The organism is Paraneptunicella aestuarii, from assembly GCF_019900845.1.
Taxonomy (GTDB): Bacteria; Pseudomonadota; Gammaproteobacteria; order Enterobacterales; family Alteromonadaceae; genus Paraneptunicella; species Paraneptunicella aestuarii.
The window spans coordinates 3,993,996-4,018,232 of record NZ_CP074570.1 but is presented as its reverse complement, the minus strand read 5'-3'; the positions used below and the strand labels follow the sequence as shown (position 1 = coordinate 4,018,232).

Below are 24,237 nucleotides of genomic sequence, written 5' to 3'. Positions count from 1 at the left end.
AATGAGCAGATAACGAGATAGGCAAAATAAAGCGTGTCAAAAGTCATAGACAGAAATTTAATCGTTGGACTCGACATCGGCACCAGTCAGGTAAAGGCCGTTGTTGGTGAGTTGCTGGAAGATGGTGACATCAGCATCGTGGGTGTTGGCACACATGCAGCTCGAGGTATGGATAAAGGTGGTGTAAATGATTTGAATCTGGTGGTTCAGTCGGTTAAGCGCGCTGTTGAAGAATTGGAATTAATGGCTGATTGCCGCGTTTCATCTGTGTTCATGTCTATTTCCGGACGCCATGTACAATGCCAGAACGAAAGTGGCATGGTGCCTATTAATAATAAGGAAGTGACACAAGACGATGTGGATAATGTTATCCACGCTGCGCGTTCAGTGCCAATTGCGGCAGAACGTCGTTTACTGCATGTGTTACCGCAGGAATATACGATAGATGTGCAGGAAGGCATTAAAAATCCGATTGGCATGTCGGGAGTCAGAATGGAAGCTGAGGCACATATCATTACTTGTGCGGATGATATGGCAAAGAATTTAGTGAAATGTATTGAACGTTGCGAGCTGACAGCGGATCATATGATATTTTCTGCGCTGGCATCCAGTTACGCGGTACTAACGGATGATGAAAAAGAATTAGGTGTTTGTGTTGTTGATATTGGTGGCGGCACTATTGATATGGTGTTGTATACCGACGGCGCAATTCGCCATACGGCAGTGATTCCGGTGGCTGGTAATCAGATTACCAGCGACATTGCCAAGATATTCCGCACGCCGATTAGCCATGCGGAAGAGATAAAGATTAACTACGCCTGTGCGCTGAGAGACATGGTTAGCATGGAAGAAAACATTGAAGTGCCAAGCGTAGGCGGGCGACCTTCTCGTTCATTGTCGAGACATACATTGGCAGAAGTGATTGAGCCCAGATATCAGGAGTTGTTTGAACTGGTACATAGAGAAATTCGTAACAGTGGCCTGGGTGAGCAGATTGCTGCGGGTCTTGTGCTAACTGGCGGTTCTTCCAAGATGGAAGGGGCGGTTGAGTTTGCTGAGGAATTTTTCCAAATGCCGGTTCGCGTAGGACGAGCGACAAAGGTGAAAGGGTTGTCTGAATATGTTGAAGATCCAGCCTTTTCCACTGCGGTTGGCTTATTACATTATGGTAATGAGATGGCGCAGGCAAAGAATACCAATAAAAACAAAGCTGGCGAAAGCGTTTGGCAACGCTTGCAAAGCTGGTTTAAAGGGGAATTTTAGTGTGGGGACTGCTTTCAGTCACTGCATTTAAAAGTGCGTTAAATTTCGGAGAGTGATTATGTTTGAGTTAATGGATAGCCACAGCGAAGAAGCTGTAATTAAAGTCATCGGAGTCGGTGGCGGTGGCGGAAACGCCGTAGAACACATGGTTTCGCATAGTATTGAGGGTGTTGAATTTATTGCTGTTAACACTGATGCTCAGGTACTGCGAAGCTCATCTGCCAATGTTACCTTGCAAATTGGTTCTGAGGTAACAAAAGGCTTAGGTGCAGGTGCTAACCCTGAAGTAGGGCGTACTGCGGCACAGGAAGATCGTGAAACAATCCGTCAGGCACTGGAAGGTGCGGATATGATCTTCATCACTGCCGGTATGGGCGGTGGTACAGGCACTGGTGCAGCGCCGGAAGTCGCCAAGATTGCCAAAGAGCTTAATATCTTGACGGTAGCCGTTGTGACCAAGCCTTTCCCATTTGAAGGTAAGAAGCGTATTGCTATTGCTGAAGAAGGCATTCAAGAGCTGGAAAAGTACGTCGATTCATTGATTACCATTCCCAACGAAAAGCTGTTGAAAGTTATGGGGCGCGGAACTCCGCTATTAAAGGCGTTCAGTTCTGCTAACGATGTATTGCGCGGTGCAGTACAAGGTATTGCCGAGTTGATTACTCGTCCTGGTCTTATCAACGTTGACTTTGCTGACGTTCGTACTGTTATGTCAGAAATGGGAACGGCTATGATGGGCAGCGGTTCCGCAACGGGTGAAGACAGAGCAGAAGAAGCGGCAGAAGCGGCGATTGCCTGTCCATTATTGGAAGATATCGATTTGTCTGGTGCTCGCGGTATTTTGGTTAACATTACTGCTGGCCCTGATTTCGCCATCGACGAATTTGAAACTGTTGGTAATGCGGTTAAAGCCTTTGCATCTGAAAACGCCACGGTTGTTGTGGGTACGGTTATCGATATGGAAATGGCTGACGAAATCCGTGTGACCGTGGTTGCAACGGGTATTGGTGAGCGCAAGCCGGAAATTTCTCTGGTAAGCAATCGTGCGTCACGCGTTGTTAATGGTGACAATGATTTCCGTTTGCAACCGCAAGTTGACTATGCCAGTGAAAAAGTCAGAGCGACAGGTACTGATGATACCAAGGCTGAAACAGGAAATGATTTGGAATATTTAGATATTCCAGCGTTCTTGAGAAAGCAAGCAGACTAAATTTTGTTTCTGATACGGAACCTTATCCCAAAAGCGGTATCTAATCACTCTGCCGACTTTTGGGGTAATGTGCCGAACTGAGACAAAAGTGTTATTTGTGTCCGATGGGTTTATGTAAGTTTTTTGACAACTTGTACAAAAATCCATACAATGCCCGGCCTTTTTGACTATTTGGTCAGTAATTGCTACTTGTTAACGGCAGAAATATAAGCAAATACAAGAATCTATGATTAGACAACGTACCATTAAACAATCGGTTTCGGTCACAGGGATTGGGCTACATAAGGGTGACAAGGTACAGATGACCCTTAGACCAGCACCAGCCAATACGGGCATCGTGTTTCGACGCATCGATCTCGTCCCTCACGCCGATATTCCTGCGCAGGCAGATCTGGTTGGGGATACGATGTTATGTACTTGCCTGAGCAATGAAAACGGTGACAGCATTTCTACCGTTGAGCATTTGTCGTCTGCTTTAGCAGGGTTGGGAATTGATAACATTATTGTTGAAGTCGACAGTAATGAACTTCCTATTATGGATGGCAGTGCCAGCCCGTTTATATTCCTGTTGCAGTCAGCGGGTATTGAAGAGCTTAATGCTTCCAAGAAGTTCATTAAAATCAAACGTAAGGTTCGCGTCGAAGACGGAGATAAGTGGGCTGAGTTTCATCCTTATGAAGGCTTCCGTATTGATTTTCAAATTGACTTCGATCACCCGGTAATTAGCCAGAGCCGCCAACACATGGTGCTGGATTTCAGCAGCGATTCCTATATTGACGAAGTAAGCCGTGCGCGCACTTTCGGTTTTCTGAGAGATTTGGAATTTATGCATGCCAATAATCTGGCTTTGGGCGGCAGCATGGAAAACGCGGTTGCATTAGATGAATTCCGTGTTCTGAATCAGGAAGGTCTGCGTTATAGCGATGAATTCGTTAAGCATAAGATCCTGGATGCCGTTGGCGATTTGTATTTGGCTGGTCACAGTATTATTGGTGAGTTAAAAGCCTTTAAATCAGGGCATGGACTCAATAACAAATTGTTAAACCAACTGTTGCAAGATAAGCAGAGTTGGGAATTTGTTAGCTTTGATGAAACTGAATCTTCTCCAATTCAGTTTGGTTTGCCAGCCTGGATGAGCTAACACTAAAAGTCTTTAAAGATGCCGCTTTCAAGCGGCATTTTTTTTGAAAAATCAGAAAGCAAATATGTTTTGGTATGAAAAAGGCTACTGATTTTTTGACTGAGAGTGTTATATTGGCTAAACATAACACGTAACAAAATATGTTAGCGTATGTGCTACATGCATGGTTGCTCTTGATTACACATGGATATTCATGGTTTTATTCATGATTACTGAGCCTTTGAAACCGTAAAATACGTTGATAAACAGATTGGAAATACAAAGAATAGTATGAGTTTTACCGTCTTATATCGAAGTAAACGATTTCGATTTATCTACAGTTTGTCGCGACGACAGTTAGTTGCGGCAACCGTGCTGGTCGCTGGCCTAATCTTTATGGCTGGCCGTTCTACTCACACTCCATCTGATACCCAGGCACGTATCGCCTTCACTCAAAGTGGTCTCATTCAACAGCGTCAGGAAGTTGAAGTTCTCAAGCAAAATACAGAACAGCAATTAACCGGCATGCTGATGAAGCTGGGAGAAATGCAAAGTCAATTGCAACGTCTGAACGCGCTGGGAGAAAAGCTGGCTCTGGAATCCGATCTGGATGTCAGTGAATTTAATCTGGAAGAACCTCCTGCGATGGGCGGGCCGTCTGCTGGCAATGTTGATGTTACTATTGAGTCCAGCAAAGATGTTCTACAGCAAATTGATAGCATGTTGTTGGTATTGGATGACAAGACTCAACAGCTTGAAGCGCTGGAAACCATTATGTTGAATCATGATATCAATGCTGAAGCCTATATTTCAGGGCGTCCTATATCTTCCGGTTGGCTGTCGTCCTACTACGGTGTTCGTAAAGATCCCTTTAACGGCATGCCTGCAATGCACAAAGGTTTGGATTTCGCCGGGAAAATGGGTTCTCCTGTTCTTGCTACAGGTGCAGGGTTAGTCACTTGGTCTGGTCAGCGTTATGGCTTTGGTAACATGATCGAAATTGATCATGGCGACGGCCTGGTTACTCGTTACGGACATAATCAGGATTTGTTGGTAAAAGTGGGCGATGTTGTTACTAAAGGGCAGCATATCGCAGCCATGGGAAGCTCCGGGCGTTCTACGGGCTCTCATGTTCATTATGAAGTGTTGAAACACGGCAAGCAGCTCGACCCATTACAATATGTTTATCGAGAATCGGCGGTAAATTAACTTTATTCCAGTAAGATTTAGATAATTAGAAACAATCGGCTCTTATGAGCCGATTGTTTTATGTATAGATAGGTGTAAAATCCTGCGGGTTCAAAGAAATATTATGGCACGTATTGATTATTAGCCTGAGTGTACACATATAGAGCTTCATTAGCCTGTGGACATTGTATTTGCGACACTCTATTTTAGTCGCGGCGCTCAAACTTCCAGTACGTAGGTGACGGGTCTTTGCCGAGGTGGCTTGGCAGGGATGTGTGTTGATTTAACTGAATAAAGCTCAGTCTGTTATTGATGAGGCTGACAAAAATGTAAATTGCAGCGGAATTTGCATAGCATAAGAAATATTGGGAAACGAAAAATCCATGTTGTCTAACATTCTCACAAAAGTCTTTGGTAGTCGTAACGACCGCATCATCAAGAAACTGAACAAACATGTTGCTCAAATCAATTTATTAGAGCCAGAATACGAAGCTCTGTCTGAGCAGCAAATCAAAGACAAAAGTGCAGAATTGAAGCAACGTCTTCTGGACGGTGCCAGTACCGATTCAGTGCTTGTGGAAGCTTTTGCTCTAGTAAGAGAAGCCAGTAAACGAGTTTTCCAAATGCGTCATTTCGACGTACAAATGCTCGGTGGTATGGTGCTGAATGATGGCAAAATTTCTGAAATGCGCACCGGGGAAGGTAAAACCCTTACAGCGACATTACCGGCCTATTTGAATGGTTTGACTGGCAAAGGCGTTCACATCGTTACAGTTAACGACTATCTGGCAAAACGTGATGCTGACTGGAGCCGCCCTTTATTTGAATATTTAGGTTTAACCGTTGGCTGTAATATTCCTGGTATGCATCCGGAAGAAAAGCGTGAGGCATACCAAGCGGACATTACCTACGGAACCAATAACGAATTTGGTTTCGACTATTTGCGTGACAATATGGCGTTCTCTACAGATGAACGTGTTCAGCGCCCGCTACATTACGCCATTGTGGATGAGGTTGACTCAATCCTGATTGATGAAGCGCGTACTCCTCTTATTATTTCTGGCCCAGCCGACGACAGTTCAGCTCTGTATCAGCAAATGAATGAACTGATCCCGCAATTGGTTCAGCAGGAAAAAGAAGACGAAGAAGGCGTTGAAGGTGATGGTGATTTCACTATCGACGAGAAAGCCAAACAAATTCATTTGACTGAACGTGGTCAGGTTCGCATCGAAGAAATCCTGAAAGAAAAGGGGATTCTTGATGAGAACGACTCACTGTATGCCCCGGCTAATATCTCTTTAATGCACCATGTTAATTCTGCATTGCGTGCACACAAGTTGTTCCAGAAAGACGTTGATTACATCGTCAGTAACAACAGCGTGGTGATTGTCGATGAACACACTGGTCGTACTATGGAAGGGCGTCGCTGGTCTGATGGTCTGCATCAGGCTGTTGAAGCGAAAGAAGGCGTGCCAATTCAGAATGAAAACCAGACCCTGGCATCTATCACCTTCCAGAATTATTTCCGCTTGTACAGCAAATTGGCGGGTATGACAGGGACTGCTGATACTGAAGCATTCGAGTTCCAACATATTTATGGCTTGGAAACCGTTGTTGTGCCAACCAACAAGCCAATGGTCAGAAATGACATGGCGGATTTGATCTATCTGACAGCGGAAGAAAAGTACGAAGCTATTGTTGAAGATATCAAAGATTGCGTAAAACGAGGCCAGCCAACATTGGTGGGTACAGCGTCTATCGAAAACTCGGAATTGCTGTCAAAAATCCTTAAAAAAGAAAAAATCCCACACAAAGTATTGAACGCCAAGTTCCACGCACAAGAAGCCGAAATCGTTGCCCAAGCGGGTAAGCCCGGAGCCGTGACTATTGCTACTAACATGGCCGGTCGTGGTACGGATATCGTATTGGGTGGTAACTGGCAAGTTGAAGTGGCTGAATTGAAAGACCCCACTGAAGAGCAAATTGCCAAGATCAAGGAAGCCTGGAAGAAGTCTCACGATGAAGTTTTAGATGCCGGTGGTTTACACATCATTGGTACTGAGCGTCATGAATCTCGTCGTATTGATAACCAGCTTCGTGGCCGTGCAGGTCGTCAGGGTGACAAAGGTTCTTCCCGTTTCTACTTGTCACTGCAAGATCCATTGATGCGTATCTTTGCCTCTGAGCGTATGGCTGGCATGATGAAGCGCTTGGGAATGGAACGTGGTGAAGCCATTGAGCACCCTTGGGTAACCAAGGCTATCGAAAATGCACAACGCAAAGTGGAAGGCCGTAACTTCGATATTCGTAAACAGCTACTTGAGTTTGACGATGTTGCCAACGATCAGCGTAAAGTCATTTACGAGCAACGTAACGAGCTGTTGGAAGAAGGCGATATCAAAGAAACTATCGAAGCCGTTCGTCATGACGTTCTGGAAGATGTGATTTCACAATATATTCCAAGAGAATCTCTGGAAGAAATGTGGGATGTACCCGGATTGCAGGAGCGCTTGAAGTCAGAGTTTATGATCGACATGCCAATTCAGGAATGGCTGGATAATGACGACAAGCTATACGAAGAAAGATTGCGTGAGCGCATTCACGAGTCAGTCGCCGAAGCTTACAAAGAGAAAGAAGAAATGGTGGGAGCCGATGTGCTACGTCATTTCGAAAAAGCCATCATGTTGCAAAGCCTCGACAGCCACTGGAAAGAACATTTGGCTGCAATGGATCACTTGCGTCAGGGGATTCATTTGCGTGGTTACGCCCAGAAGAACCCTAAGCAGGAATATAAACGCGAGTCTTTTGAATTGTTCTCCGACATGCTGGAAGCGTTGAAAGTTGATGTGGTCGGTATCCTGAGCAAAGTTCAGGTGCGTGCAGAATCAGACGTAGAAGCCGTCGAAGAGCAACGCCGTCAACAAGCAGAAGCGGAAAGTGCCAGAATGCAATTTGAGCACGCAGGATTTGACGACGATCTACAAGGCCCAACAGTAACCAAACGCCAGCAGAAAGTAGGGCGTAATGAGGCTTGTCCTTGTGGGTCGGGCAAGAAATACAAACAATGCCACGGTAAATTGTCCTAAGCCGCCTATTTTGTGTTTAGCTGCGTTGAGAGTGCTCATGTACTATTCGTACACTGCGCCCTCTCGCCTTGCTCTACAACAAAATATATCGGCTTAGAGGATTGCTTATTTTATTGATAACGTCGTTGGAAGTGCTCATGTACTACTCGTACACTCCGCGCTTCCGCCTCGTTCTCAATAAAAGCGCTAATCCTAAGTTTTAGGATTGAGAGTTGTTCGTACACTGCGCCCTCTCGCCTTGCTCTACAACAAAATATATCGGCTTATAGGATTGCTTATTTTATTGATAACTTCGTTGGAAGTGTTCATGTACTACTCGTACACTCCGCGTTTTCGCCTTGTTCTCAATAAAAGCGCTAATCCTAAGTTTTAGGATTGAGAGTTGTTCGTACACTGCGCCCTCTCGCCTTGCTCTACAGCAAAATATATCGGCTTAGAGGTGGTGTGATTATAGGAACTGTTTTTGGAAGTGCTCAGCGTTTCTGTTCCGTTATCAATAAAAGCGCTAATCCTAAGTTTGAGGATTGAGAGTTGTTCGTACACTGCGCCCTCTCGCCTTGCTCTACAGCAAAATATGCTGGCTTACAGGTGGTGTGATTATAGGGACTGTTGTTGGAAGTGCTCAGCTCTTCTGTTCCGTTATCAATAAAAGCGCTAATCCTAAGTTGGCATTAAGTATATTGTGAGCTTCGAATTTAACAGATTTGAATTTGAGGTTTGAAATAAAGAATTATTGAGAGGCTCTCATACGCGTTGTGAGAGCCTTTTTCGTTTTTGATGGTTGGTATTATGAAACAAGTGAAAGTAGCGGTAGGGGTGGTTTTAAGAGGCGAAATGACTTTTCTGACGCGTCGTTTGGCACATCAGCATCAAGGGGGAAAGTGGGAGTTCCCAGGTGGCAAGATCGAAGCTGGGGAAACTACCGAGCAGGCGTTAACCCGAGAGCTTGCTGAAGAAATAGGTATTGAAGTGCATTCATCTGAGCCGCTTGTTGTGATTGAACATCAATATCCCGACAAGCATGTGATGTTGGATGTTCACACCGTCAATGACTTTTCAGGCGAACCTCAAGGCTTGGAAGGGCAAGAAGGGCAATGGGTTGCTTTGAACGATTTGGATAGTATGGATTTTCCAGAAGCGAATAAGGAGATTATCACCCGGCTGCTAGATTGAGCCCTATTGATAATAGGGTCAATCTAAACAGGTTATAGTATTTGACTAATTTGCAGCCATACCGCCATCAGTGATTACCCAATTAAATTGGTTAATAAGCAAGTCTCGTGCATTGCTTGACGATGGTGAGTATTTGGTGTCTCCAACACCGAAATGCACGTATCGTTGTAGAGTCTGAGTACTCCATTTAAGCAGTAATGAATCATAATACTCTGTGGACAGGGAGTTAAACATTTCATTCATGTCTCTAACATTCGAGACATTCCAGTTGCCAAGGTCTTGATTAAAGGCAGAGGCTCCACTAAACATATATGACATATAGTTAGCATTGGAAACATCCCAATTGCCGATATTCTGGTTAAAGGCCGTGGCATTGTTGAACATTGCTTTCATGTCGTTGACTTTAGATACATCCCAGTCGCCAATGTCCTGATTAAAGGCAGTAGCTCCTCTAAACATATACGACATATCGTCGACATTGGAAACATCCCAATTGCCGATATTCTGGTTAAAGGCCGTGGCATTGTTGAACATTGCTTTCATGTCGTTGACTTTAGATACATCCCAATTGCTTATGTCTTGATTAAAAGCAGCCGCTCCCGAAAACATTGCTCTCATATAAGTAACATTAGATACATCCCAGTTGCCAATATATTGATTAAAGGTTTTAGCCGCAAAAAACATACCCTCTAAACTAGTCACATTAGAAATATCCCAGTCGCCAATGTCCTGATTAAATGAGCGAGCACTATTAAACATTGACATTATACGAGTGACATTAGAAACGTCCCAATTGCCGATGTTCTGATTGAAAGAGGTTGCCTCTGCAAACATCCTACCCATATTGTCCACATTGGACACATCCCAGTCGCCAATGTTCTGATTAAATGCGTAGGCATAGTTAAACATACTCGACATACTCGAGACATTTGATACATCCCAGTTACCAATATCTTGATTAAAGGCTGTTGCATAATAAAACATGGCATCCATATTAGTTACATTGGAGACATCCCAATTGCCAATATCCTGATTAAAATTTGAGCCAGCAAACATCCTACTCATGGTCGTTACTTTGGAAACATTCCAGTTGCCAATATCTTGATTAAAAGACGTAGGTGTGTAATCAGGTTGATCTTGATAGTAAAAAGAGTTTTTACCTTCAAACATAGCAGCCATGTCGGTGACGTTAGAAACATCCCAGTTACCAATATTTTGATTAAATGCATAAGCATATCCGAACATGAAAAACATATTAGTCACACTGGAAACATCCCAACTGCCTATGTCTTGATTAAAAGAGGTCGCGCCAGAAAACATGTGCGACATATCGGTGACATTGGAAACGTGCCAGTTGCCTATGTCTTGATTAAAGGAGGTAGCGCCAGAAAACATGTGCGACATATCGGTGACATTGGAAACGTGCCAGTTGCCTATGTCTTGATTAAAGGAGGTAGCGCCAGAAAACATATATGACATATTGGTGACATTGGAAACATCCCAATTGCTGATTAAATTTATATTTCCTTTGAATTCCTCAAACATCCGGAACATATCAGTTACTTGGCTTAAATCTGGGATGTCTTGGGCTACAATTTCAGCATTCACGCAATGATTGAACGCTGAACGCATTGAGCGCCATTGAATATCCCCCCATTGTTCTACAGATAAGAGCAAATTATGATGACTGTTATACTGTATTCCTATTTCACCAACTTCATCGTCGTAGAGTATTGTCGGCGGTTTAAAGTAAATTTGTGGGAATTTACCATTTATTTTTATTGTATAGGTTCCGCGGGTAGCATAGGTATGGAATATATTACCAGTAACATTTTGATTAGTAGTTCCATCCCCCCAATCAATTGAGTAATCATAACCATCGCCCTGAGTACCAATTTCTAACTGGTTATATACAGATGTTTTCCATGTGGTGATAAATGGCCTTTGAGGTTCAACATTAACAGTACGTTCAACGGAGCTGGTGTTACCAGCACTGTCACTTGCCGTATAGGTAATGATATAGCTGTCTTCTGTATTGATATCTACCGTTCCCGAAATAGTAACTTGCACTGTACCATCAGTTTCATCCAGCGCTGTGGCTCCGAGTTCGATATATTCTCGTCCAACAACGACCCTGACAGTGCTTTCACCGGTTAAGGTAATGACTGGTGCGGTTGTGTCAGCAGGGGGCTGAGAAGGCGGTTGTTGGGATGATGGTGGCTGAGATAGTGAATTGGAACTACCTCCGCCACATGCAGATAAAACCGTGATAAAAAGGCAGAAACATAACCAGTAAGTGAGCTTTTTAATTAAATACACAGAAGTTTCCTTATAAGTCATTCAGAAGCAATACAATTCGGCTTTTGTTTTGCAACCAAAGATCAATGACTAACCATACCGCCATCAGTGATTACCCAATTAAATTGGTTAATAAGCAAGTCTCGTGCATTGCTTGACGATGGTGAGTATTTGGTGTCTCCAACACCGAAATGCACGTATCGTTGTAGAGTCTGAGTACTCCATTTAAGCAGTAATGAATCATAATGCTCTGTGGACAAGAAATTAAACATACTGCTCATGTAACGTACACTCGAGATCTGCCAGGAGCTAATATCTTGATTAAAGGCTGTGGCATCAAAAAACATTTCATTCATATATACAACTTTCGAAACATCCCAGTTGCCAAGGTCTTGATTAAAAGCTGAGGTATCCTTAAACATGGAATTCATAATGTTGACATTACCGACATTCCAGTTACCGATGTCTTGGTTGAAAGAAGTTGCCCCTGAGAACATCCCTTCCATATTGCTCACATTGGAAACATCCCAATTACTGATATCTTGGTTAAAGATGGATGGTGAGTCCAAGGTGTATATGAAGTAGTGCGAATCTTCCGAAGTTATGTAAAGACCAGCGAACATTCTGCCCATATTAGTCACATTGGAAACGTTCCAGTTGCCAAGATCCTGATTAAAAGAGGTGGCGCCTGAAAACATCTCCTCCATATTGGTGACACTTGATACATTCCAATTACTAATATTTTGGTTAAAAGAAGTGGCTCCCGAGAACATTGCTCGCATATTAGTCACATTAGAAACATCCCAGATACTAATATCCTGATTAAAGACAGATGGTTCTTCAAATATGTATTCGGTGATGCCAAAATATTCGTGAACTAGATAAAGACCCGCGAACATCTCTTTCATATTGGTGACATTGGAGACATTCCAATTACTAATGTCTTGATTAAAAGAGGTGGCGCCCGAGAACATTTCCCCCATGTAAGTCACATTAGAAACATCCCAGTTACCAATATCTTGATTGAATACTCTGGAAGCATAAAACATACGACCCATATTGGTGACATTGGAGACATCCCAGTTACTAATATCCTGATTAAAGGCTGATGGTTCGTCTATAGTGAATTCGCCGAAGTCGCTTGAGAATTTTCTATAAAGACTACCGAACATTCCTCCCATATCATTTACATTGGAAACATCCCAATTACTAATATCTTGATTAAAAGAACTAGCGCTGAAGAACATTCCAGCCATGTTGGTTACATTAGAAACATCCCAGCTACTAATATCTTGATTGAATGCTTTGGAATAAGAAAACATACCTCCCATATTAGTTACATTGGAAACATCCCAATTGCTAATATCTTGATTAAAAATATTGGGGTTATCCTCCAGGTAGCCGTCGAAATTCACGCTGTAGGAACCAGAAAACATCTTCTTCATGTTGGTGACGTTGGAGACATCCCAATTACTAATATCCTGGTTAAAGGTATTTTCTAAAAACATGGAACTCATATCAGTAACATTGGATACGTCCCAATTTGATATATTTCCATTAAATCCGCCCTCAGCAAATAACCCCCTCATATTAGTGATGCTGGAAACATCCCAATGGTTTAGATCCGGCTGCCCGATATAGCATTCTAAAAACATGTAACTCATATCTGTTGTGAGTTCTAAATCTGGTGCGTCGGGAGCATTTATATTAAGAAACCAACAGCGTCTAAATGCATAAGACATTGAATGCCAGCGTATTTCCCCCCACTGTTCTATAGAGCGTAGCTTGTCATTGTCACTTTCATAGACGAGGGATGAACCATTACTTCCAGGACTGTCCAGATATACATCGCCAAAATAAATTCGTGGAAATTCTCCGGTTATTTTTACCGTATAGGTGCCGGGAGTTGCATAGGTATGAGTAATATCACCGGTTACGTTGTGATCAACAATTCCATCTCCCCAATCAACAGAGTAATCGTATCCATCGCCCTGAGTATCTATTTTTATCTGGTTATACTCAGATACGCCGCCGTTATCTGTTTTCCATGTGGTGATAAATGGCCTTTGAGGTTCAACATTAACAGTACGTTCAACGGAGCTGGTGTTACCAGCACTGTCACTTGCCGTATAGGTAATGATATAGCTGTCTTCTGTATTGATATCTACCGTTCCCGAAATAGTAACTTGCACTGTACCATCAGTTTCATCCAGCGCTGTGGCTCCGAGTTCGATATATTCTCGTCCAACAACGACCCTGACAGTGCTTTCACCGGTTAAGGTAATGACTGGTGCGGTTGTGTCAGCAGGGGGCTGAGAAGGCGGTTGTTGGGATGATGGTGGCTGAGATAGTGAATTGGAACTACCTCCGCCACATGCAGATAATGAAATGGTTAGAAAAATGAATAGGCTGAAGCGAATAGTGGATGTTTTTACCAAGCACATGAAAATGTCCCTATAACGATTATTTAATAAACGGTAATTGCCATAAAAATCAAAGGCCGATTTTATTCCAGGCTTATACGGCTATCAAGCGATTGTGTTTTTTTGACTAAGGTGAGATTTCTATAAGAGCCTGATAAATGCTCGTAACTTTAATCTTCGTTAAAAAATCCATCCGGCATTTGGCTTAACATTTCTTCGATGTTTTCCGGGTCGATGAATATGTCATTTTGGGGATCCTTGACTGGAATGGCGTGGGTTTCGGCAGCCCATTCTCCCAGATCGATAAGTTGACAGCGTTTGCTACAAAAGGGACGGTGTGGGTTATTGCTATCCCACTCTATTTGTTTCTGGCATTGAGGACAGTTTACTTTCATGATTCTAACAATGAGTGACTAACAACAGGCCAGCTTAAATTCAGTATCTTTGTCGATAGCGACTTTGCCAGCTTCTTCCTGTTCAAAAAACATAAAGCGGATAGCATAACGATACTTATTGCCGCTAAGGGTTGGGTAGTAGTTTTGATCACAGGCACAATGAATGCGAATAAGGTCGTTTTTGTCGTCTGCTATGCCTTGGTAGAAACCGTTTTTGGCGATAACATTTTCAAATCGTCCCCTTTCTCTCAAGAATGACAGAGTGATATCAATGGCTTGGTGAATCAACGAGAATTCGTTTATCCATCGGGTAATGTCGCTTTTAATTTTTTCTCCCGGTTGTTTTAACCAGAAGTGCAAATTCGGAAGGTCAAAGCTACAGGTTGCACCAGGAATGGAAAAGCGTTGGCGAATAGCACACAAAAAGCGATCGTCTTTTAAGCCCACGCCAACTTTGTTGCTGTTTTTCAGTTTGCTTTTGAGTTCGACAATTTTTTCCAGCGCTTGATTTAGCGCTTCCTGATCAATTTTGGGGTGCTTTGACCAATGCTCGAGATTCTTATTGTGCGCTTCGATATCTTTTAAAATATCGGTGCGAATATCCAGTCGTTCCAGCAAGTCCAATAGCGTGAAAAAGCAGTCGAAGAAACTAATGAATTGCCAGTCTTCCGAACAATTCTGAGCATAATCCAATTGCTTGAATAGCTGCTCCAGGCGCAAATAGGTGCGCACTTTTTCATTTAGTGGAAATTCGTATACCGTACTGGTCATCACTTTCTCTTATTAAACTGCTTGGCCAAAGTGTGAATGTAAAGCCCGTAATGCTCACTCACCAGAATCTTTTCCTGTCCCTAACTTTATTGCAACACTCATCCTTTTTCGAGTTGTTATAGTCATTTTAATAAAGCGATAAAGGTAACTATAAATTGTCTGCAATATCTGTCTAATTGACTGAATTATGACTTAATTGTGACTCAGTGTGTACAGTTTGCAATAAATACTGTTCATGCAAACGTTCAACTTGCTGTTTTAAGTGCTCAATATCGCCACTATTGTCTATTACATCATCGGCATGTTGCAGGCGAGTCTCACGGTTACATTGTGATTGCATAATGCTTTTAATTTGGGCTTCTTCTGCCTGATCGCGTTCCTGGGTGCGTTGCACCTGTTTGCTTTCCGGGCAATCGACTACAAGGACTCTATTCACTAGCGCTTGTAAGCCATTTTCAACTAATAGTGGAATTTCCAGAATACAGTATTGGGATTTTGCCGCTTGAGTTTGCTGTATCATGCCTTCACGTATCAGCGGATGTAGCAAATTATTGAGCCAGCTTTTTGCGCTTTCATCGGTAAATACGATATTTCTCAGTGCTCTGCGATCCAGTTCTTGTTCTGATGTCAGAATTGTTGAACCAAATTTCTCGGCGATTTGCTGTAATGCCGGTGTGCCCTTGGCGACAACTTCACGAGCAATGACATCGGCATTAATAATGTCTATACCCAGCTCATTGAATAATTTGGCTACCGTGCTTTTGCCACTGCCTATACCACCTGTTAAGCCGACAATGAATTCGCTCATCCCAGTATGTAGCTCCAGTATTGTTGTGCAATCCAGTCACCATACATGAATGTTAACCATCCGGCGATAGCCAGATAAGGGCCAAAGGGGATGGGGTTATTTTTGTCTTTACCTTTAAGCCCGAGAATTGCGATGCCAGCAACCGCACCTACAAAGGAAGAAAGTACGATGATAATGGCAAGCTTTGACCAGCCTACCCAGGCACCTAATGCGGCAAGTAGTTTAAAATCACCATAACCCATACCTTCTTTGCCAGTCAGCAATTTGAAAGCCCAGTATAAGCTCCACAAGCTTAAATAACCGATTGCCGCACCGATAATGGCATTGTCAGCAGATATAAATAAGGCTAGAGGGCTGAGTACAAGTCCAAGCCACATTAAAGGCAAAGTGAGTTGGTCGGGTAGCAGCATGGTGTCTGCATCAATGAAGGTCAGTGCGATCAGCGTCCAGGTGAAAAATAGCCCTGCTAAACATTCCCAGGAATAACCGAATTTGAGTGCAATCATGCAGGAGAAAATGCCTGTTAGTAATTCAACAAGAGGATAGCGAACAGATATGGGATTTTCACAATTGGTGCAGCGGCCTCGTTGAATTAGCCAGCTAACGAGGGGAATATTTTCCCAGGCTCTGATTTTGTGACCACATTTGGGGCAAGTCGAAGCCGGAACAATCAAATTATAAGGCTTTTCGTCTTCTGTACTTTGGATGACAGGTGTTTCAGGGTTGAAATAGCTTTGAAACTCCAGCTTCCAGCTTTTTTCCATCATGATGGGAAGTCGATGTATAACAACATTCAAGAAGCTACCGATTAGCAGCCCCAAAACGAATACAACCCCGGTGAAGAACGTTGGGTGTTGAGGCATTATTTCAAATATTTCCAACATATTGTGATGCTCGTTTTTCTTTTTATCTTTTTGCTTCTTATTCTATCGCAGCTTGCTTGTTTTTATTCTGAGAACAGCCCTGATAATTTGGCTATTCGCACTTTATCAGTACGATTTAATGTGTTGGCAAGGGCGATATAGGAGGACTTTGCCAGAAAGTGTGGGGTTATACCACCATTCCCATTTGGAAAATAGGTAAATACATGGCGATGATCAAGCCGCCGATAACAACTCCCAAGACCGCCATTATCATGGGTTCAAGTAACGAAGTCAGGCCATCAACCATATCGTCAACTTCCCGTTCGTAGATACTGGCGACTTTATCAAGCATGGAATCCACTGAGCCGGACTCTTCGCCAATGGCAACCATTTGAGTAACCATATCTGGAAATACGTTTGTTGCTCGCATAGCCGCGTTCATGGGAAGACCGCCAGCCACTTCGTTACGAATAAACAAAATGGCATCACGATAGACGGCGTTACCGGATGCGCCTGCGGCTGATTCCAACGCTTCAATGAGCGGTACGCCAGCGGCGAATGTGGTTGATAATGTTCTGGTGAAACGTGCAATAGAAGCTTTTTGTAGTATTTCACCCACAACTGGCGCTTTAAGTATTTTGGCATCAAGTGAATCACGTAGTTTTTGTGATTTTTTATAGGTGCGCTGAAAAAGTGTGAAAAAGGCAACCATTCCAATAGCGATAAAAACTCCATAATCTTGAACAAATCGCGATATGTTCAATACCATTTGTGTAAAGGCGGGGAGTTCTGCGCCAAACCCTTTGAAGATGTCCTCAAATTGGGGAACAACGAAAATCAATAATATGGTGGTTACGATAAAGGCCACCACTAATACCGCGATAGGGTAAAACATGGCTTTTTTGATTTTCGATTTAAGCGCTTCGGCTTTTTCCTTATAGGTCGCAATTCTGTCGTATATGGTTTCCAAAGCTCCCGACTGCTCACCTGTTTGTACCAGATCGCAATAAAGATCATCAAAATGATCGGGATGTTTTCTAAGAGCTGAGGATAAAGGATTACCTGATTTGACTTCATTGCCAATGTCGGCGAGAAGCTTTCTCATGGGTTGCTTTGCGTGACCCTGACCTATCATATCGATAGTTTGGATAAGGGTGACACCTGCTGACAGCATGGTAGCGATTTGTCGTGATACCAGACATATATCGACGACTTCAATTTTTTGGCCTGCGCCAAACAGAGGTTTAGATTGTTTCTTGACTTTGGTTGCTGAGATCCCTTTGCGGCGTAGCAGGTTCTTCACGTCGCCGACAGAGGCGCCGGTTAACTCACCTTTTACCGCTTGGCCATCTCGGTTTTTCCCTGCCCAAACGTATATATCAAGAGGTTTCTCTGATTGTGCCATGCCTTCTCTTCTTGAGAATAAATTGAGTTGAAAAGAAAAAGCCTGGTGGTCCAGACCAGGCTCTTTCGGAGGAACGTTATGTTACTAGCAAAGCTGAGCGGCTTGGCAGGTACCAGTTACATCCCATTTTGTTACTCTTCCGCCCGCAATGGTTGGAGTAAGGATGTATGTCGCACCGCCGAATTCACCAGTAGGTGACGTTGCAGTGATAACGCCGTCCACAGTGTCTACACCAGGGATATCAGCAGCCGCTGCTATAGTTGCCGGGATACCATTGGCGCCAGCGTCACACGCTGTAGCGCTTCCAGTAACCTGTACACAGGTTTCCACCTGGGTTTTGGCACTTGCTGTGGCATTTACCACTTCTGAGAACCCGGCTCTTTGGGTGTAACCTTGATAGGCTGGAAGGGCGATAGCTGCCAAAATACCGATAATTGCCACTACAATCATTAATTCGATAAGGGTGAAACCCTGATTGTTTTGTTGCTTCATTAGTTCATCTCCAATTGCACAATCCGTGCAGTAATACATTGCTCACACAGTTACGAGTAGGGCGAAGTGTCAAATGACCGTAGTTCGACAATTCCGCGCTTTCAAATTTAGTATAGAAGGCAATTGCTTCTCGACAAGTATTTGAATGCATACTCAAGTTTAATTATCGGCATGTGTGATGATAATCAAATAGCGGATGACTTGATTCTGTGTGAAGCACTTCACACTTTAGAACATTTATAGGTAAATCGGTGCAGAATTAACACGTTATTTATCAGAAAAAATAACGTGTTAATTGGTATTCATAGAGAAACCTTTCTGGTGTTAAATGCGGTTTTTCACCCTTAATGAAAGGTCAACTGCCTGTACATGTTTGGTAATTGCGCCTGATGAAATGTAGTCAACACCCAATTCAGAGAGCGATAACAAGTGCTGACTAGTTATATTTCCAGATACCTCTAATTTTGCTTTGCCAGCATTGTTTGATACGGCTTTTTGAATATCTTGCAAAGAAAAATTATCCAGCATGATGATGTCTGCACCAGCTTCAAGCGCTTGTTGCAACTCGTCCAGATTTTCCACTTCTACTTCCACGGGTTTTTCCGGCGCTAATTGTCTAGCTGCGCTAATCGCCGCCTTTATAGAACCACTGGCCATAATGTGGTTCTCCTTGATCAGAAAAGCATCATACAAGCCAATACGATGATTAAGGCCGCCACCACAGGTAACGGCGTATTTTTGGGCGAAGCGCAATCCTGGAATAGTTTTACGTGTATCAAGCAGGCGAGTCTTACTGCCAGACAATAGCGATACGTATTCAGAGACTTTGGTTGCTGTCGCAGAAAGCGTCTGCACAAAATTCATTGCGGTACGCTCGCCAGTCAGAATGCTTCTCGCGTTACCGGATAATGTGCAAATTCGATCATTGGGTTGCAGGTTATCCCCGTCTTCGGCATACCACTGAATCTGCACGCCAGGATCCAACTGTTGAAAGACCTCTTCAACCCAACGTTTACCAACAAAAACGCAAGGCTCGCGAGTGATTAAGTCCGCTTCCAGCTGATTTTCTTGCGGAATTAACTGCGCTGTAATGTCGCCGCTATGAGCGTCTTGCCCACCTAAATCTTCGTATAAAGCGTGTGCTACGCTTTCTTCAATTTCCTGATTCAGTAATTCTTGAAAGGTTTGTGTCACGAATTTTCCCTTGGGTACATGAGTTTGATTTGCGAAAGGACAATTCGTCCTATCTACTCAACAACTATTGAACTAATAGTCGCGCAATATTAGCCAGCCATCTTTTTGCTGGAATTCTAACTTTTTCAACGCACTCATGCCTAACAGAATTTCATCGCCGTGCAATCCGGGATTCAAATTGCCTTCAATATTTCTTAATTGGATATCACCGATATTAATACTATCGATGTGTGTTTCTCTGACTGTTATCGTGCCATTGGCTGTGCGGGTTCTGAGTCGAGCGCCTTCCGATAGGCCAAGTTGCGTTGCCAAATGAGCTGGAATGGAGACATCGGTTGCGCCAGTGTCGAGCAAGAACGTGACAGGCTGCCCGTTAATCTTGCCGCTTGTGACATAGTGCCCCATCGCATTGCGTTTGAGCCGGACTTCAATACCACCATATTGAGAGCTGTAACTTGTTGGCTCAGTATTGGGGTTAATACGTTCCAATAGCAGATCGTCAAACCAGGTTGTGAGCACAATTAATGCGGCTATCCAGGCAAAAAACATCATCCATTTTCCCATGGACTTTTGCTGTACTTCAGCTTGTTGCTGAGAATTGGGATCTTGCTCACTTTGCATGTTTAGTACTCGAAGCGGTTAGGCTTGTGGTTAGGAGGTCGCTTAACATTTATTCATTTCTTTTATGTTCATTGTAGCTTACCTGCTCTTCCTAACATCATAAATTGTTGCATCTGGTAGGATGTAGTCGCCTAAAAAATTAGGATACACTTGCCAGTATCAGCTTTAATTCTGGGGATCATGTGCTAATAAAACAAGGCTTGCTGTGTAATACCGGTCGCGGTAGTGATGGAGATGATAAGAGCAATGATAAATTTGTTGCATCTGAATTCTGTGATGAAAGACCGAAAGATGTACAGCCTTCTGTGTTGGTGATCCACAATATTTCGTTACCTCCCGGGCAGTTTGGTGGAGGCTATATTCAGGATTTGTTTACAGGAAAGCTAGACCCGGATGCGCATCCTTTTTTTGCTGAAATTGCACATTTACGTGTTTCAGCTCATTGTTTAATTCGTCGAACCGGAGACATTATTCAATTTGTGAATTTTAATCAGCGTGCATGGCATGCTGGTGTATCGCAGTTTCAAGGTAATGCAGGGTGCAATGATTTTAGTATTGGTATTGAGCTGGAAGGCACAGATATAAAACCTTACACCGAAGAACAGTACCAACGGCTTGTTGTGCTATCAAGTGCGATTATGGATCAATATCCCGAGATCACCCTTGGGCGAATTGTTGGGCATAATGATATCGCGTTTGGACGCAAAACCGATCCGGGTGTGTCTTTTGACTGGTGTCAGTATCGACATCGTTTATACGAGTACAGGAAACAAAATGGCCTTAGTTAGTTTACTTTTGGTATTGGCTTTAGAACGTATAGTGACCAAAAATCAGTTTTGGCGTAGTGATGTTTACTTGGAAAAGTATGCAGCAATGCTGAGAACAAAATCTTGGTGGTCAGAAGCTTCTGAATCGGCAGAAGATGAATTGAACAAGAAAGAAAGAAAGCTGGGATGGCAACTTTACGTCATGCTGTTGCTTCCTGCTGCTGTGGTATGGACTATTCAGGTTAATGTAGGCAGCTTTTGGCAACTGATACTGGGCACTGCGGTTTTGATGATTGGTGCGGGTTGTCCTAATATTCGCGCTTCCTTTAAAGGCTATTTGCAAGCTGCCAATCGAGGAGATCTGGAAGCTTGTGACTTATACTCTCAGCAATTGGGCTATGACCCCTCCTCAGGTAGAACATTTGGTCAGCATGTTGTCTGGGTTAATTACGTTCATTATATGGCTGTGGCGTTATGGTTTATTGCGCTGGGTGCTGCTGGTGTGGTGCTGTATTCGGTCGTGCGACATTTTGCAAGAACGTTAAATGAAGAAGGTCATCCTTTCGCACAAGAAGTTAATTTCTTCTGGCACGTGTTGGATTGGGTTCCCGTTCGACTTGCAACACTGGGCTTCTTACTCGTGGGAGATTTCAGTAAAGGTGTTGGTGTCTGGATGCGATTTCTTGGAGACTCAAAGGCCAGTTCACAGCAGGTTATTGCTGAGGTTGCCAAAGCCGCTGAAGTCGTCGAAGCTGGTAAACACGATTGCACCGAAGAACCTTGCACTATGCTGCGTTTAGCAAAACGTAACGTTATGCTGATGCTGGTTGTAGTAGCGGTGTTAACCCTCGGTGGCTGGATGGCTTAAGGTCGCTTTTAGTCTATTAAAAACCAAAAAGGCCATAGTGTGTACTGTGGCCTTTTTGATCATATCAGTGGAAAGTAGATTAGTGCGACAGTTTGAAAAACTGTATGTTGACTTTCAGGCGATCTGAAAGGTCGTTCAGTGTTTTCGTTGATGCCCGGTTTTCCTGTAATGCGCTGATGGCGTCTTTGGATGATGCCGCAATGTCATCCATATGAATGGCGACTTCGTTGATTGCGTTAACTTGCTGTTTCGCTACAGTGACTACTTCCGCAACCTGATCCAGTGTACTTTGCGCTTGCGAGTCAATTTGTTGCAATAGTTCATTGGCTTCCAGGGTTAATGCTCGACCATGTTCAACCTGAGGTTGAGTTTTCTCCATCGCGGAAACTGTGGCAGATGCTTCTCCTTGCACTTCTTTTATCATGCTTTCTATTTGATTGGTGGCTTCACCTGTGCGCTGCGCTAATTGGCGAACTTCATCCGCGACGACTGCGAAACCTCTACCTGATTCTCCGGCTCGCGCGGCTTCGATCGCGGCGTTTAATGCTAATAAATTGGTTTGTTCGGAAATGCCGCTGATGACGTTGGCAATGCCGCCAATTTGCGTAGTTTGCTCAGCCAGTTTCTGAATCTGCCTTACCGTATTGTTTACCGTTTCAAGTATCTGCTCCATTGCTTCAGCAGTGGCTTTGATGGCTTTTCTTCCTCGCTCAGAGAAATCCACTGTTTGTTTGGAATTATCTTCGGTTAGTCTGGCGATTTCGCTTACCTTGGTAATATTGTCTCTCAGGTTCTCAAGTTTAACCGAGGTATCTTCCGTTGCTTTTGCCTGGTGTCGCGCCGACTCATATATCTCATTGGAACTGGCAGACAGGTTTCCTGATTGGGTGGAAAGCTGCTGCGCCGCATCTTGAATACTTCTTACAATGCCTGTTAGTTCTCTGGTCATACTGTTAATGGAACCTAACATGCTGTCTTGATATTCGGTTTTGGTTTCTATTGATAAGTCACCCTTGGCAATGCGCGAGATGGTCTTGGCTGCATCGTTAGGTTCCCCGCCCAGTGACAAGCGAAAACTGCGCTCAATGATAAAACCCACGAGCACGCTGATAGCAATTGCTCCCAGAGTTATAAAAAGCATGAGTTGAGAAAACCCGCCAGTTTCATTTCTTGTTTCTGCTGTCAGGTTTTTGTTTTGCACACCTTGATAATCAATAAACTCGTTAATGGTATCCAACCACTCTATAAATGCAGGACGAGCTTGATCAAGTACAAGGCTTTGCACATCCTGATTTTGTTTTTTACGTTCAATGATGGTTTCAATGAGGGGCAGCGTTTTAGATTGGATGGCGCTAATATGATTCAGAATTTTTTTCTCTTCAGAGGAGAAATCGATATCGGAAGATAACATGTTATCCATGTTACGTTCTGATTCACGATAGAATTGAGCGAGCCGATCAATTTCTGTTTCAAACGATGCTAACTCACTCTCTGTGCGCGCGATAGCAACATCTCTTATGGCTATGGCTCTGTCGTGAACGCTGCCGCGATAATTAATGGCGTATCGTTGTTTAAGCGAATTGATATCGGTAATTTCAGTCAACGCTTTGTCGATAAAATTGACTTTTTCGACACCAACAATGGTGAGCAATATCATCAGTGCGAGTGTGATACTGAAGCCCAACAAAAGCCTTCCTTTTACCGATAGAGTCATTACCCAACTAGTCATCATCAAACCTCAAAATGATATTTGTTATTGTGATCCGAGCAATCAAACAATGGGCTCATGACTTTTTGAGCTCCAGATTCGATCGCGCATAAATAAGCATAAGATGAAAATGGAGATAATTCCCTGTGGGGTGAGTGAAATAAAATCGATTGTGTTAATCGGATTTTTACATTTTGGAGGTGCGATTATGTTGCTGTTAACGTCTGATTAACTGGTCAGAGGTGGTTACATAATCTTTTAAAGTGCCCGCCATAACTCAGCTTTACAAAACACTTTGCATTTAGGGTGAATAAAATTTACCTGTTTGTTCGTCGACCGGGTTTACGTTCACGTGATATTGGTATATGCTTTTTGTTCAAAATTGGTAAGACCATTTTACCATTTCGGAGTTTAGTCTGAATATTTGAATTAATATTTAAGGTTTTTACCCGGAGTGGGGATGAGAATACCACAAATTACTATAGTCAGTGTTTTAAGGGTTTGCCTAAGTCGGCGTTGAGATTCCTGCCTTGAGATTCTTGTTTTGAGACTCTTGTTTTTGAAAATACCGCCTTGAATGCACT

18 protein-coding genes and 2 pseudogenes are annotated in these 24,237 nt (G+C 43.3%); 9 read left to right on the top strand and 11 right to left on the bottom strand.

Annotated elements, in window-relative coordinates; translation table 11 throughout:
* Positions 1–33 precede the first annotated feature (33 nt).
* From ftsA to mutT, 7 genes and pseudogenes are all read left to right on the top strand, one after another.
* Entirely contained in the window at positions 34–1,263 is a 1,230-nt protein-coding gene (ftsA, locus tag KIH87_RS15470) for a cell division protein FtsA (protein WP_232358753.1), read from the top strand.
* 58 nt (positions 1,264–1,321) lie between these two features.
* On the top strand, positions 1,322–2,473 hold the full coding sequence (gene ftsZ, locus KIH87_RS15465) for a cell division protein FtsZ (protein ID WP_232358752.1): 1,152 nt from the start codon (positions 1,322–1,324) through the stop codon (positions 2,471–2,473).
* Between the two features lie 226 nt (positions 2,474–2,699).
* Positions 2,700–3,614: a UDP-3-O-acyl-N-acetylglucosamine deacetylase gene (gene lpxC, locus KIH87_RS15460; protein WP_232358751.1), complete on the top strand. Its 915-nt coding sequence runs from the start codon at positions 2,700–2,702 to the stop codon at positions 3,612–3,614.
* A 270-nt stretch (positions 3,615–3,884) separates the two neighbouring features.
* Positions 3,885–4,802: a M23 family metallopeptidase gene (locus KIH87_RS15455; RefSeq protein WP_232358750.1), complete on the top strand. Its 918-nt coding sequence runs from the start codon at positions 3,885–3,887 to the stop codon at positions 4,800–4,802.
* A 362-nt stretch (positions 4,803–5,164) separates the two neighbouring features.
* Positions 5,165–7,702: pseudogene (gene secA, locus KIH87_RS15450) on the top strand (preprotein translocase subunit SecA); the annotation flags it as partial.
* 87 nt (positions 7,703–7,789) lie between these two features.
* A pseudogene (locus KIH87_RS19515) lies at positions 7,790–7,867 on the top strand (SEC-C metal-binding domain-containing protein); the annotation flags it as partial.
* 789 nt (positions 7,868–8,656) lie between these two features.
* Positions 8,657–9,040: an 8-oxo-dGTP diphosphatase MutT gene (gene mutT, locus KIH87_RS15445; protein ID WP_232358748.1), complete on the top strand. Its 384-nt coding sequence runs from the start codon at positions 8,657–8,659 to the stop codon at positions 9,038–9,040.
* Positions 9,041–9,085: 45 nt separating this feature from the next.
* Here mutT and KIH87_RS15440 read toward each other — a convergent pair whose 3' ends face one another.
* The 10 genes from KIH87_RS15440 to KIH87_RS15395 all read right to left on the bottom strand — a co-directional run bounded on the left by KIH87_RS15440 (position 9,086) and on the right by KIH87_RS15395 (position 20,310).
* Positions 9,086–11,359, bottom strand: coding sequence for a BspA family leucine-rich repeat surface protein (locus KIH87_RS15440; RefSeq protein ID WP_232358747.1), 2,274 nt, complete (start codon positions 11,357–11,359; stop codon positions 9,086–9,088).
* Between the two features lie 62 nt (positions 11,360–11,421).
* Positions 11,422–13,782, bottom strand: a complete 2,361-nt coding sequence (locus KIH87_RS15435) for a BspA family leucine-rich repeat surface protein (RefSeq protein ID WP_232358746.1) — start codon at positions 13,780–13,782, stop codon at positions 11,422–11,424.
* A 149-nt stretch (positions 13,783–13,931) separates the two neighbouring features.
* Positions 13,932–14,156: a DNA gyrase inhibitor YacG gene (gene yacG, locus KIH87_RS15430; protein WP_232358745.1), complete on the bottom strand. Its 225-nt coding sequence runs from the start codon at positions 14,154–14,156 to the stop codon at positions 13,932–13,934.
* Positions 14,157–14,174: 18 nt separating this feature from the next.
* Positions 14,175–14,927 (bottom strand): cell division protein ZapD, encoded by a 753-nt coding sequence (gene zapD / locus KIH87_RS15425; RefSeq protein WP_232358744.1) that lies wholly within the window; start codon positions 14,925–14,927, stop codon positions 14,175–14,177.
* Positions 14,928–15,099: 172 nt separating this feature from the next.
* A complete protein-coding gene (gene coaE / locus KIH87_RS15420; protein WP_232358743.1) occupies positions 15,100–15,735 on the bottom strand; it encodes a dephospho-CoA kinase in 636 nt (211 codons plus the stop codon).
* On the bottom strand, positions 15,732–16,619 hold the full coding sequence (locus tag KIH87_RS15415) for a prepilin peptidase (RefSeq protein WP_232358742.1): 888 nt from the start codon (positions 16,617–16,619) through the stop codon (positions 15,732–15,734). Before KIH87_RS15415 ends, coaE begins: the two co-directional genes overlap by 4 nt.
* Positions 16,620–16,785: 166 nt before the next feature.
* Positions 16,786–18,003: a type II secretion system F family protein gene (locus KIH87_RS15410; protein ID WP_232358741.1), complete on the bottom strand. Its 1,218-nt coding sequence runs from the start codon at positions 18,001–18,003 to the stop codon at positions 16,786–16,788.
* Between the two features lie 84 nt (positions 18,004–18,087).
* Positions 18,088–18,495 carry a pilin gene (locus KIH87_RS15405; protein WP_232358740.1) on the bottom strand — a complete coding sequence of 136 codons (408 nt, stop codon included), beginning with the start codon at positions 18,493–18,495 and terminating at the stop codon, positions 18,088–18,090.
* Positions 18,496–18,819: 324 nt separating this feature from the next.
* Positions 18,820–19,689 carry a carboxylating nicotinate-nucleotide diphosphorylase gene (gene nadC, locus KIH87_RS15400; protein ID WP_232358739.1) on the bottom strand — a complete coding sequence of 290 codons (870 nt, stop codon included), beginning with the start codon at positions 19,687–19,689 and terminating at the stop codon, positions 18,820–18,822.
* A 72-nt stretch (positions 19,690–19,761) separates the two neighbouring features.
* The gene (locus KIH87_RS15395; protein WP_232358738.1) at positions 19,762–20,310 is read right to left on the bottom strand and encodes a retropepsin-like aspartic protease family protein; all 549 of its coding nucleotides are present in this window, start codon (positions 20,308–20,310) and stop codon (positions 19,762–19,764) included.
* Positions 20,311–20,513: 203 nt separating this feature from the next.
* Here KIH87_RS15395 and ampD point away from each other — a divergent pair, with 203 nt between their 5' ends.
* Positions 20,514–21,098 carry a 1,6-anhydro-N-acetylmuramyl-L-alanine amidase AmpD gene (gene ampD / locus KIH87_RS15390; protein WP_408635818.1) on the top strand — a complete coding sequence of 195 codons (585 nt, stop codon included), beginning with the start codon at positions 20,514–20,516 and terminating at the stop codon, positions 21,096–21,098.
* Positions 21,085–21,945 (top strand): beta-lactamase regulator AmpE, encoded by an 861-nt coding sequence (ampE, locus tag KIH87_RS15385; RefSeq protein WP_232358736.1) that lies wholly within the window; start codon positions 21,085–21,087, stop codon positions 21,943–21,945. Before ampD ends, ampE begins: the two co-directional genes overlap by 14 nt.
* Positions 21,946–22,024: 79 nt before the next feature.
* Here ampE and KIH87_RS15380 read toward each other — a convergent pair whose 3' ends face one another.
* A complete protein-coding gene (locus KIH87_RS15380; protein WP_232358735.1) occupies positions 22,025–23,677 on the bottom strand; it encodes a methyl-accepting chemotaxis protein in 1,653 nt (550 codons plus the stop codon).
* Positions 23,678–24,237 lie beyond the last annotated feature (560 nt).